Source organism: Amycolatopsis sp. NPDC051071 (assembly GCF_040682875.1).
Lineage (GTDB): Bacteria > Actinomycetota > Actinomycetes > Mycobacteriales > Pseudonocardiaceae > Amycolatopsis.
The window spans coordinates 1-11,915 of sequence record NZ_JBFBBY010000073.1; the positions used below are offsets into that span (position 1 = coordinate 1).

At 67.8% G+C, this 11,915-nt stretch carries 10 protein-coding genes and 1 tRNA gene; 8 read left to right on the plus strand and 3 right to left on the minus strand.

Going from position 1 to position 11,915, the window contains the following annotated elements; translation table 11 throughout:
* Positions 1 to 140: 140 nt before the first annotated feature.
* Complete coding sequence (locus AB0M65_RS22920) at positions 141 to 1,637, minus strand: peptidase S10 (protein WP_364030824.1); 1,497 nt, start codon at positions 1,635 to 1,637, stop codon at positions 141 to 143.
* 28 nt (positions 1,638 to 1,665) lie between these two features.
* On the opposite strand from AB0M65_RS22920, the gene nfi reads away from it, so the two are divergent.
* From nfi to AB0M65_RS22940, 4 genes are all read left to right on the plus strand, one after another.
* Positions 1,666 to 2,346: a deoxyribonuclease V gene (gene nfi / locus AB0M65_RS22925; RefSeq protein WP_364030827.1), complete on the plus strand. Its 681-nt coding sequence runs from the start codon at positions 1,666 to 1,668 to the stop codon at positions 2,344 to 2,346.
* Entirely contained in the window at positions 2,343 to 3,035 is a 693-nt protein-coding gene (locus tag AB0M65_RS22930; RefSeq protein ID WP_364030830.1) for a uracil-DNA glycosylase, read from the plus strand. The genes nfi and AB0M65_RS22930 overlap by 4 nt, the downstream gene beginning before the upstream one ends.
* A gap of 84 nt (positions 3,036 to 3,119) precedes the next feature.
* Entirely contained in the window at positions 3,120 to 4,448 is a 1,329-nt protein-coding gene (locus AB0M65_RS22935; RefSeq protein WP_364030833.1) for an NAD(P)/FAD-dependent oxidoreductase, read from the plus strand.
* A gap of 256 nt (positions 4,449 to 4,704) precedes the next feature.
* Positions 4,705 to 4,778, plus strand: a tRNA-Leu gene (locus tag AB0M65_RS22940).
* Positions 4,779 to 4,802: 24 nt separating this feature from the next.
* Here the strand turns inward: AB0M65_RS22940 and AB0M65_RS22945 are convergent.
* On the minus strand, positions 4,803 to 7,604 hold the full coding sequence (locus AB0M65_RS22945; RefSeq protein WP_364030836.1) for a BTAD domain-containing putative transcriptional regulator: 2,802 nt from the start codon (positions 7,602 to 7,604) through the stop codon (positions 4,803 to 4,805).
* A 168-nt stretch (positions 7,605 to 7,772) separates the two neighbouring features.
* Here AB0M65_RS22945 and AB0M65_RS22950 point away from each other — a divergent pair, with 168 nt between their 5' ends.
* From AB0M65_RS22950 to AB0M65_RS22960, 3 genes are all read left to right on the plus strand, one after another.
* Complete coding sequence (locus AB0M65_RS22950) at positions 7,773 to 8,201, plus strand: hypothetical protein (protein ID WP_364030839.1); 429 nt, start codon at positions 7,773 to 7,775, stop codon at positions 8,199 to 8,201.
* A 151-nt stretch (positions 8,202 to 8,352) separates the two neighbouring features.
* A complete protein-coding gene (locus tag AB0M65_RS22955) occupies positions 8,353 to 9,609 on the plus strand; it encodes a sulfite oxidase (protein ID WP_364030842.1) in 1,257 nt (418 codons plus the stop codon).
* A gap of 1 nt (position 9,610) precedes the next feature.
* On the plus strand, positions 9,611 to 10,132 hold the full coding sequence (locus AB0M65_RS22960) for a winged helix-turn-helix domain-containing protein (RefSeq protein ID WP_364030845.1): 522 nt from the start codon (positions 9,611 to 9,613) through the stop codon (positions 10,130 to 10,132).
* Positions 10,133 to 10,524: 392 nt separating this feature from the next.
* Here the strand turns inward: AB0M65_RS22960 and AB0M65_RS22965 are convergent, their stop codons facing one another.
* The gene (locus tag AB0M65_RS22965) at positions 10,525 to 10,953 is read right to left on the minus strand and encodes a heavy metal-responsive transcriptional regulator (protein WP_364030848.1); all 429 of its coding nucleotides are present in this window, start codon (positions 10,951 to 10,953) and stop codon (positions 10,525 to 10,527) included.
* Between the two features lie 130 nt (positions 10,954 to 11,083).
* Between AB0M65_RS22965 and AB0M65_RS22970 the strand changes: the two genes are divergently transcribed.
* The gene (locus tag AB0M65_RS22970; RefSeq protein WP_364030851.1) at positions 11,084 to 11,881 is read left to right on the plus strand and encodes a TIGR03084 family metal-binding protein; all 798 of its coding nucleotides are present in this window, start codon (positions 11,084 to 11,086) and stop codon (positions 11,879 to 11,881) included.
* Positions 11,882 to 11,915: the final 34 nt, after the last annotated feature.

An 11,915-nucleotide genomic window follows, 5' to 3' on the forward strand; every position in this document is an offset into this window, starting at 1 on the left:
GCGCCGCTTCGGTGAGAGTTCGTGCGCGGCGCGCGGTGTGTCATGAGGGGTCCCCATAGGACGAAATTTGTCCTATGGGGACCCCTCATGACGTTCTAGTCAGCGACGAAAGGGCCGGTGACTGACGAAAGGGCCGGTGACTACTGCTCCGAAGCGGCCTTGATGAACTTCGCCAGGTCCTTCGACTGCCGCACCCGCGACTCCTCGTGCACGTACATCATGTGCCCGGCCGGGTAGTACGCGGTGTCGATGTTCTCCCGCAGCTCCTCGGGGATCTGCAACCGCGCCAGAACGTGCTCCGAAGCGAAGTAAGGCGTCGCACCGTCGTAGTGGCCGAAAGCGACATGCACCCGCAGATGCGGATTGGCACGCATGGCCGTGGCGAGTGAGTCCACAGAGGACACCGAGCGGCCCTCGAAATCGGAGTACGACCAAGCCTTGTTCACGTCCATCGAAAGGACCTCGTAAGGCAGGTCGTTCTCGTAGCCCAGTTCGGCACGCACGTAGTGGTTGAGGCCGGCCGCGTAGGCGCCGATGATCCGTGAGATCGACGGGTCGTCGCTCATCTGCTCGCGGCCGCCGTCCGGCTCCCAGGTGGTGAACCGGCCGTCCATCCGGCCGACGGTGAGGCCTTTGTCCCGCAGGAGTTCCGTGAAGTAGCGGACGTGCTCGATCCTCAGGTTCACGCGGTCTACATAGGACTCACTCAAGCCTGTCAGTGAAGCGAGCGTCGCGACGGCTTCGGCGCGGTCCTGTGTGGACAGACGTGCACCGCGGGCGAGGGCCCAGGGGAGTTCCTTGGCCGCGAAGTCCTCGGCGTCGGCGAGTACGTCGTCGAGCGGGCGGTCGCCGTGCAGGCCGTGGTAGTGCGCGATCGCCGCGTAGGTCGGAACGTAGAGCGTGTACGGCAGGTCGTTGCCCTCGGTGAACCGCAGCGTGCCCAGGTCGAGCACGGACGAGATCAGCAGCAGCCCGTTCAGGTACATCCCGTGGCGTTCCTGCAGATGCGCCGCCAGCCCCGCCGCCCGCAGCGTGCCGTAGGACTCGCCGGCCAGGAACTTCGGCGAGAGCCAGCGCTGCTTGCGTGAGACCCACAGCCGGATGACCTCGCCGATGGACTCGATGTCGGCTGTGTACCCGTGGTACTCCTTGGCCTTCTCGCCGTCCACGGCGCGGGAGTAGCCGGTAGAAACCGGGTCGATGAACACCAGGTCGCTGTGCGCCAGCAGGGTTTCCTGGTTGTCGGTCAGCCCATAGGGCGGCGCGACCGGGTCGTCGACGTCGCCAGACAGCACGCGCCGCGGGCCGAGCAGGCCCATATGCAGCCAGATGCTCGCCGAGCCGGGTCCGCCGTTGAACGCGAACGTCACCGGCCGCGTGCCGGGCTCCGCGTCGTCGAGCGTGTAGGAGGTCACGAACACCTCGGCCTTGGCCTTGTAGCCCTCGGACTTGCCGTCGGTGATGACCTCCTTCCGCAGCACGATCCGCCCGGTCTGGGCCGTGTAAGCGAGCTTCTTGCGCTTGAGCGTCAGCGTGTGGTTCGTGGTGACCAGGTCGTCGATCGGCTCGACCTTGGTTTCCACCGACGGGGTGTCCTTCTCGTCGGCGACCTTCTCATCGGGATTCGTGTCCGGCATGAGTCCAACTTACTGGCACTCTGTACCCGTGGACATCGTCGCGGCTCATGATCGCCCGGACACGCCTCGCCAGGCGATCCAGATCCAGGAAAGCCTGCGTGGCCTGGTCGAACTCGAGGATCGCTGTCCAAAAGAGATCGCCACGGTCACCGGGCTGGACGTCGCGTACGCCGAGGGCAGTGGCCTGATCGCCGCCGCCGCGGTCACCCTCGACATCACGGATTTCCGCGTCGTGGAGAAGCGGACCGTCGTTTCCGAGGTCTCGTTCCCGTACGAACCCGGCCTTTTCGCCTTTCGTGAGCTGCCGCCGCTGCTCGACGCCTTGCGCGCGCTCGACCACACGCCGGATCTCCTGGTCTGCGACGGTCACGGGCTCGCTCATCCACGTCGATTCGGGCTGGCCTGCCACGTCGGCGTCGTGACCGGTTTGCCGGCCCTCGGCGTCGGCAAGACCCGGTTCGTCGGCGAACACGGCGAGCCCGGCCGGGAGCGCGGCGCCAGGGAACCCCTGGTGGACGACGGTGAGGTCGTCGGCACCGTCCTGCGCACCCAGGACGGGGTGAAGCCCGTTTACGTCTCCGTCGGCCACAAGATCTCCCTGGACAACGCGGTCCGCCAGGTGCTGCGGCTGTGCCCGGCGTTCCGGCAGCCGGAGACGACCCGCCACGCCGACCGTCTCTCGCGCGACGCGTTGAAAGCGGCATTATGAGGTTTCACTCCATCGCCGAACTCGACGCCGAGGTCGTCGGCTGCCGCGCCTGTCCGCGGCTGGTGGCGTGGCGCGAGGAGATCGCCGTGGTCAAACGCGCGGCCTTCGCCGGCGATACCTACTGGGCGCGGCCGGTGCCCGGCTTCGGCCCGCCGGACGCCTCGCTGGCGATCGTCGGCCTCGCCCCGTCGGCACACGGTGCGAACCGGACCGGCCGCATGTTCACCGGCGACCCGTCCGGTGACGTTCTCTTCAAGGCACTTCACCGGGTCGGTGTCGCTTCGCAGCCGACGTCGACCCGGATCGGTGACGGTCTCGAACTACGCGGGACCCGGATGGTCTCCCCGGTGAGATGCGCGCCACCCGCCAACAAGCCGACACCTGAGGAGCGGGACACCTGCCGATCCTGGCTCGCCGAAGAGCTCAGGTTGCTGAGACCGACGTTGAAGGCCGTCGTGGTGCTCGGCGCGTTCGGCTGGCAGGCCCTGTTGCCGGTGCTCGCGGAGGCGGGCTGGCCGGTACCCGCGCCACGCCCGAAGTTCGGCCACGGCGCCGACGTGGAACTCGGCGACCTGCGCCTCTTCGGCTGTTACCACGTGTCGCAGCGCAATGTCCAGACCGGGCGCCTGACGCTGGACATGGTGTGCGACGTGCTGGCCTCCGCGACCTCGGTGGCCGGCCTGAACTGAATCGGTGCGGAAACCGTGGCGACGCTGGTCACAGCGAGATGGGGTACACGAGCGATCTCAGCGTATGGGTGCGACTATAGGAATATGGCTGGTGTTAAGTCGGAACCGACACGGATCCTCGTCCTTGGTGGTGGGTACGTCGGGCTCTACACGGCGTACGGGCTTCAGAAGATGCTCCGGGCCAACGAAGCGTCCGTGACGGTCGTTGACCCGCAGCCGCATATGACCTATGCCCCCTTCCTGCCCGAGGCGGCGGCCGGTGCGATCGAACCGCGGCACGTGGTCGTGCCGCTGCGGCGGGTGCTCAAGCGCTGCCACGTGCTCACCGCGCGTGTGACCAAGATCGAGCACGAGCGCAAGGCCGTCACGGTCGAGGCCGCCGACGGGCACGTCGAGCAGCTGAACTACGACGTCCTCGTGGTCGCGCTCGGCGCCGTCGCGCGCATCCTGCCGATCCCCGGCCTGGTCGAGGAAGGCATCGCCTTCAAGACCATCGGCGAGGCGATCTACCTGCGCAACCACGTCATGACGAAGCTGGACGAGGCCGCCAGCACGCTCGATCCCGAGCAACGCAAGCGGCTGCTGACGTTCACCGTCGTCGGCGGCGGGTTCGCCGGTATCGAGGCGCTCGCCGAACTCGAGGACATGACCCGGTTCGCGGTGGAGAACTACTACCCGAACCTCAAGGTCGAGGACATCCGCTGGGTGCTCGTCGAGGCCGCCGGCCGGATCCTTCCGGAGGTGCGCGAGACGCTCGGTGTGTACACCGTCGAGCAGCTCGAGAAGCGCGGCATCGAAGTCTATTTGTCGACAGCGGCGAAGTCGTTCGAGAATGGCCACGTCGTGCTTTCGGACGGTACCGAGTTCGACACCGACACGATCATCTGGACCGCCGGTGTGAAGGCGAACCCGGTGCTGGCCACCTCGGATCTGCCGCTGGACAAACGCGGCCGCGTCGAGGCCACCGCCGCGATGCAGGTCGTCGGGCACCCCGACGTCTGGACCGCCGGTGACAACGCCGCCGTGCCGGACCTCTCGCGCACCGAGCAGGACCCGACCGCGACCTGCCCGCCGAACGCGCAGCACGCCGTTCGTCAGGCGCGTCTGCTGGCGAAGAACATCATCAAGGTGATCCGCGGCGGCAAGCCGAAGGACTACTACCACAAGAACCTGGGTGCGGTGGCCAGCCTCGGCCTGCACAAGGGCGTCGCCGACGCGCTGAACCTGAAGATCAAGGGCTTCCCGGCCTGGCTCTTCCACCGCGCGTACCACCTCAAGGCGATGCCGACCTGGAACCGCAAGATCCGCATCCTGTTCGACTGGATGCTCGGTGGCCTGTTCCGTCGCGAGGTCATCTCGCTCGGCCAGATCAACAACCCGCGCGAGGAGTTCGACAGGCTGTCGAAGTCCTGAGTCCGTAGCTCCGTGAAGGCCTCTTTCCCTACCTTGAGCGTAGGGAGGAGGCCTTCACGGCGTTTGGGGTGGGCCGGTGAGGGCATTTCGGAAGTCAATTACCCGCCGTTCCGCTCGTCACCGGCCTGCTCTGGCTGACCTGGCGAAACATATCTTGGAGAGGATCGAGCACGATAACGCGCATGCACGTTCACGGAAGCGACGAATATCGGCGTACCGAGGCGGCGAACTGATGCTCATCGCCTAGGCTGTCGATGCCCCGGTAGCCCAACTGGCAGAGGCAGTCGACTTAAAATCGACCCAGTGCGGGTTCGATCCCCGTCCGGGGCACTCACAGCATCCTCGCCACGATCGTCACATCCGCTCCACGCCGGCGAGTTCGATCATCTCTGTCCAGTTCAGGCGGACACCCTTGGCTTCCGCGGCGAGACGTTGGGCCGGGGTGAGCGTTTCGGCCAATTCGGTCTCGTAGGGGCCCTCGCCGGCCTGGGAGACGCTCGTTCTGCCCAAGCCGAACTGGTCGGCGCGGTGGAGGATCGCGGCTTCCAAGGTGGCCGCTTCGACAGGCCTGCCGAAGCGCAGCAATACCTCGACGGCGACATTCATCGTGAAGAGGACATGACAGACGTCGCCTTCGGCTTGGAACCAGGTGATGGCACGCCGCACGGCGTCGGCGGCGTCATCGAGCTGGTCAGGGGTGCTCGCGTGCCGGAGCAGGGACTTGCCGAGAGCGAACTCCGCCCATCCCGCGAGCCAGCCGATGTCCGCCCGCTCGGCCGACCGGGCGACCTCAGCCAGTGTCTCCTCTCCGGAGCGAAAGTGTCCTTGTTCGACGAGAACGGCGCCGAGAACCATGCGCGCACCCAGCACCAGCCAATTCAATCGCGCCGGTCTGCCGATGGCGATCGCCTTCCCCGCGGCGGCTCGTGCTCCGTCGAGTTCGCCGGTGTGCAGCCTGGCCACCGCTTGGTAAAAGAGCGCGGAACCGTGCAGGATCAGGTGCTCTTCGTCGACGTGCCTGCCGGTGATGGCGAATGCCTCGTCGCCGAGGCGGCGCCCTTCGGAGCTTTCGCCGGCGAAATAGGCGAGATTCGCGGCCGCGGCGAGTGCACGCGCTCGATCCGCCGTGGCCGCGCCGGTCGCGGTCCGCAGGGCCGCGCCGACCAGCTTCCTTCCCTCGGCGATGTGGCCGCTCCGGGTCCAGAACCAGTCGAGCAGCCCGACCGTGCGCAAGGCAGCGGCAGGCCGACGGGAAAGGTCGTGGCTGATACCGGCGCGCAGGTTCGGCCACTCGCGGTTCAGCAAGGCCACCGCCAGGCCCGCGTGCTTGCCGCTGAACATCCCGACGCAATCCGCCACGAATCCGCGTACCCACGCGGCGTGCCCGTCCTGGGTGGCCACGGGCGCCGGATCCGCCGACTCGCAATACGCGCGAATCGTTTCCAGCATTCGATAGCGCGACGGCGTGGTCGTCGTGTCGGCTGTCACCACTGAGCGGGAGATCAGCGAAGACAGTGACGTGAACGCCAACGCGTTGTCGCGGCTGCCGATGGCTTCGGCCGCGACCATGGGGAAACCACCTTCGAAAGGCCACAGACGCAGCAGGAGCGTTCGGTCGGCGGCGGAGAGCGGCTCGATACTCCAGGCGATGGCTTCGCGCAGTGTCGCGTGCGATGTCAGCGACCCCCGTGGCACCGGCCCGAGTACGGCGAAACGATCGGTCAGCGCTTCGGCGATCTCTTCGAGACCAAGGACGTTCGCGCGGGCCGCGGCGAGCTCGATCGCGAGGGGGAGACCGTCCAGTGCCTCGCATACGCGCGTCGCGTGACGGAGCTCCTCGGGGGAGGGCGTCCATTCGGGGCGGATCGCGCGAATACGGTCGACGAGCAGTATCACGGCCGTTTCGGTGTGCAGTGGATCCAACGGCAGCGTTGCCTCGCCGTCGATGTCCAGCGGTTCCCGGCTGGTGGTGAGGATGCGCAGCCCAGGGCAGCCGGCGAGCAGTTCCGCGACGAGCTCGGCGGCAGCCGGGATGAGATGCTCGCAGTTGTCGAGGACCAGGAAGCCGGACTGGGCCGCCAGCGCACGGACCAGTGCCCGCCGCGGATCTCCCGCGATCTTGACCAGCCCGACGGCGTCGGCGACCGCCTGCGGCAACACCGCCGCCTCACTGACATCGGCGAGCCGGGCCAGCCATGCCTCCTGTCCGGCCAGGTGCTCGACGACCAGCCGGGTCTTGCCGACCCCCGCGGGGCCGACGACGGTCACCAGTCTCCGCTCGGACAGCAGCAGCGCCAACGTCCGCAGCTCCGGCTCTCTGCCGACAAGGGAGGCCAGCGGACGACCAGGTGCGACGGCCGGGAGCCGCGAACCGTTCGTAGCGACCTCGGCGCGAATCTGGGCATCCGTGTCGAGAAGGGCCGGGTCGCCGGTGAGGATCTGCTGGCGCATGCTTCGCAGCGCGGGGCCGGGGTCGATGCCGAGTTCGTCGGCGAGGCGCGCTCTGGCCTGGTCGTAGGCGGCGAGTGCGTCGGCCTGGCGTCCGGCGCTGTAGAGCGCGAGTATGAGCAGCGCCCACAGCGGTTCCCGGAGTGGATGTACCAGCACCAGGCCACGCAGTTCCCCGATCACGGCGCCGTCACCGGTGGCCAGCCGCGCGCGGAGGTGGTCCTCGGTCAGGGTGAGCCGGATCTCGTTCAGGCGGGCCACTTCGGCTGCCGCGGCCCCGTGCAACTCGACGTCGTCGAAAGGGTGACCGCGCCAGAGGCGCAGCGCGGTCCCGTACGTCCGCATGGCGGCGGTGTGCTCGCCGGCCTGCCGGGCGGCGTGGCCTCGCGCTATGAGGTCTTCGAAAACGGCAAGGTCCACCTCTTCCGGCCGTACTGACATCCGGTAGCCGCCGTTGTGGGCCGTCAACCGTCTCTCGCCCTCCGGAGCGAGCACCCGGCGCAACCTGGCGACGTGGGTGCGCAGATTGACCGCGGCGGATCGGGGCGACGGCTCGCCCCACACCATGTCGATCAATCCGGTGATCGGCACCACCTGGTTGGGATGCAGCAACAACGCCGTGAGTACCGCACGCTGTCGTCCTGGCCCCACCGGCCGGGGCACCCCCTCGGCAACCACTTCCAGTGGTCCCAGTACCCGGAATTCCATGCCCCGCCCCCGATCGCTGAGACAATCCCAGCAATTCCGTATCCACGGTGTCAATGCCATCGCCCTTTCGGGCAGCTTCTCCTGTACTCGGGTGAATACCGATTCTGTACGCCGGACGCCGCAAAGTAGGGACTCCAGTAGAAATTCCTAAATCAGAGGGGGAAAACGATGAGGAAAGCATTGAGATGGTCCGCGGTGCTCGCGCTAGTGGGTTTGGGGGCCTTCGGTACCGCTGCGGCACAAGCCTCGCCGCCGGAGGAGACCGGGTCCGGTGTTTCGCGGCAACAGGTCGTGCAGGCGGAGAAGGTCGAAGGTGGCCGAAGCGCTCTCGCTCCCGGAACCGCCCACGGCGGACGAGCGCTGTACTGCGGTATTCAGGGCTTGAGGAATCTCTGGCTGCCCCTCGGCGGTATCCGTCCCGGCCACGGGGCCGTGCTTTCGGTCGCCGAGGCGGGTGGGGGCGATGTCGAATTCATCGGAAACGCCGTGATGACCGTTCAGAACACCGCGGTTCAGACCGACGGCGTGCTGTTCCAGGTCGACGTGCAATGGGACAGTGGGCTCTGCATCTGGGTGAAGTACGTCGAGGTCCTGTGATGACGTGACCGGGGAGTCCGGAATCACCGGTTGAGCGAAGCCCGAAGGGCGGCCGCCGCCGAATCGTCGGCGGCCGTCTTCCTCGGCACAACCGGTTCCGCTCTGTGGACGTCCTGGTCCGCACGGTCGGCCGCCGCCGACAATGACCGCCATGACCGGAAGCGCTCTGACCGACGAAGCCACCTACGACCGAACGCGACTCACGCAGTGGCGTGAGGTTCGAGGTGACGGGTTTTCGCGGCGCGCGATGCTCCGGCTGGCCGCCGGGGGATCGCTCGCGTTGACGGCGTTCGGGGCGCTGCCGCCGGGGACGGCGTCGGCGGCCACGCCGATCGTGAAGCCCTTGCCGCCGGAGCTCTTCGAGGTCTACGGCACCAACGCGGAAACGCGGTGGGAGGCGCTGAGCGGTCAGGGCTATCTCACGCCGATCGACCGGTTCTTCGTGCGAAACCACACTTCCACCCCGTCGATCGACGTCGGCACCTGGCGACTCAAACTCTTCGGCACCGGGTTGCGTGGCGCGCCGACGGCGGACAGGCCGGTCGAGTTCACCTACGCCGACTTGCTCCGGTTGCCGTCGGAGACGATCACGTCCGCCATCGAGTGCGCGGGCAACGGCCGGAGTTTCTTCACCAGCCAGCAAGGGCAGACGGTGGCCGGGACCGCGTGGAAGCTCGGCGCGATCGGCGTCGCGCGCTGGCGTGGTGTCCGGCTTTCGACGGTGCTGGCCAGGGCCGGGCTGACGCGGCACGCGGTGGACGTCCTGCCGGAGGGCCTGGACGCCGACTACCTCGCCGGTGGGGTCAACCTGGGGAAGGTGCGCCGTCCGCTGCCGGTCGTGAAGGCGTTGCAGGACGTCTTGCTGGCCTATGAGATGAACGGGCGTCCCCTGCCGCCGGATCATGGTCATCCGGTGCGGCTCGTCGTGCCGTCCTGGGTGGGCATCTCGTCGATCAAATGGCTGGGGCGCATCGAGGTTTCGGAGACGCCGCTGGTCTCGCCGTGGAACACGCAGTACTACCGGCTGCTCGGGCCGGGCTACCCGGCGGAGGGCACAGTGGTCACCCGGCAGGTGGTCAAGAGCGCCTTCGAACTGCCGTGGAACGTCGAATTCGCCGCAGGCGGCAGGCACGTGCTGAGTGGCCGGTCGTGGTCGGGCAACGGCCGGATCCGGCGAGTCGAAGTGAGCACCGGCGATGGCTGGCGGCAGGCGAGGTTCGTGGGCGCGGCGGCGGATCGCGGCTGGCAACGCTGGGAAATCCCTTGGCGTCCCAGTGCTTCCGGCGCCCACACCCTGCGGGCACGGGCCACGGACATCACCGGCGTCATCCAGCCGGACGTCACTCCGCACAATACGCAGGGCTACCTTTTCGACGCCGTCGTCCGGCATCCGGTCCAGGTGGTGTGAGATGACGCAGTCGGTCGCGGTGAACAGGGAAACGACCGTCGAGCTGACACTGGCACTCCGGGTCAGCACCGACTCCGCGCACGCCGCGGCGATCGCCGCGCGCCTGCTTGAGTCCTTTGAGGACACTGTCGGCGTGACGCTGACGGCGCGAACTTTCCCCGGCGGCGAAACGACTTCCGGTCAGGTCGTCGAACTCGCCGGGCGCCGCCAACGTGGTCACGGGGAACCTCCGCTGCGAATCGAGCCCGATTCGCGGCGGGTGTTGTTGCGTGGCGAGGTGCTGGAGTTCACCCGGCTGGAGTTCGATCTCCTGCTGTTCCTGACCAGGAACCCGGCCAGGGTCTTCGACCGGTTCACACTGATGGCGCAGGTGTGGGGGTTCAGCGGCGGCAACGGCCGGACCGTGGACGTCCACGTCCGCAAGATCCGCGGGAAGCTGGAGCCCGTGCTGACGCCGATCACGACGGTGCGCGGCGTCGGCTACCGGTTCGACGGGGCGGGGCAGGTGCTCATCGCGGACTGAGCGCAGCATCGATCATTCAGGTGAGGCGGAGGAGTTGTACCAGGCGCCGACGCGGTCACCTGGGGCCGGATCCCGCGTACCTCCCTACATCCGGCTCCATGGCCGCCTGCACCGGCGTATGACGGTCAGGCCGTGAAAGGCCTCCTTCGCCATTCTCGGGGTGGTGAGGAGGCCTTCGCGATTCCGGCATGACGCGGACCTGACCGAGTCCGCCCATCCGTAGTGAGATCGTCCGAAGTCCGCGAGGACCGAATCGAGAAAACGCTGCCGCTTCCACAAGACCGAACTCGGTGGAATCGGCCGGGTGACGTCAAGCCCGGCCGTCCCGCGAGGACGGTCAGCAGCAGCCGGTACCGCAGCAGTCGCAGTCGCACCAGTCGTCTATCCGCATGTCAGTCACCTCCTCCCTTCGGTTCGCAGGCGGGCGGGCACCACGCGCCGGGGAGTGGATCGGCGCAAGTCTCGCCGGACATCCCCGACAGCATGGAAGTGAGTTCGGCTCGCAGCGCGCCGAGCCGCGCCATCTCCGCTTCGATCCCGGCGAGGTGGCGTTCCAGCATGGTTTCGGCGGGTTCGCAGGGGCATACGCCGGTGTCGCGGACGCTCAGCAGATCGCCGATCTCCGTCAGCGTCAGGCCGAGCCGCTGGGTGCCGCGGATGAACCGCAGCCTGTCGATGACTTCTTCGTCGTAGCGCCGGTGTGCCCCGGTCGTCCGCGCGGGGACGGGCAGGAGGCCGATGCGCTCGTAGTAGCGCACGGTGTCCGGCCGCACCCCGGCGCGGGACGTCACCTGGGAAATCGTCAACGCGTCGGTTCGCATGTCCTGAGGGTAGAACTTGGACCCGGCTCCAGAATCAAGCCCGGAAATCGCACCGGGCTCGCGAGGAGAAGACGTCGTCGTGGCGTGTCCGCATCATCGGAAAGGGTGCAAACGGCGAGAGGACGGCACGGTGACTGACTTCCGGAACGTGATCAAGGACCTCACAACGGAAGGTGAACAGGTCGACGCTCTGGTGGCCGATCTTGACGGCGCGGGCTGGGCACTGCCCACGCCTGCCACCGGCTGGTCGGTCAAGCACCAGATCGCTCACCTTTCCTTCATCTTCAAAATCGCCGGGCTGGCCGCCGCCGAGCCGCAGAAGTTCGTCGAACTCGCGAAGACGTCGATGGCGCGCGGGTTCGACGCCGCCGTCAACGCGGCACTCGACGACTACCTCGGAGACCCCGACGAGGTGGTGCTGGCCCGGTGGCGCGCCGAACGCGACGCGGGCATCAAGGCGCTCGCCGCGGTCCCCGCGGACCAGGTAGTGCCGTGGCTGGTCAACCCGCTGCCGCCGGCCATCCTGGCCTGCGCCGGGATGATGGAACTGTTCGCACACGGCCAGGACGTCGCGGACGCGCTCGGGGTGCGACCGCGACGGACCGACCGGCTCGCGTACCTCGTCGGCTTCGGCGTCCGGGTCCGGGACTTCGGCTACGAGGCGCGCGGGCTGACCCCACCGGAGCAGGAGTTCCGGTTCGAGATCACGTCGCCGTCCGGGCAGCTGTGGGCCTTCGGGCCGGAGGACTCACGGCAGCGGATCACCGGAAGCGCGGAGGACTTCTGCCTGCTGATCACGCGGCGCCGTCACCGCGACGACCTCGACGTCCGTGCCGAAGGCGCGCTGGCCGATCACTGGCTGGACATCGCGCAGGCGTACCGCGGACCCGCCGGCGAAGGGCGTCGTCCTGGGCAGTTCGATCGCTGAAAGCCGCGTTTCCGCGGTGATTACGCATCCTGGA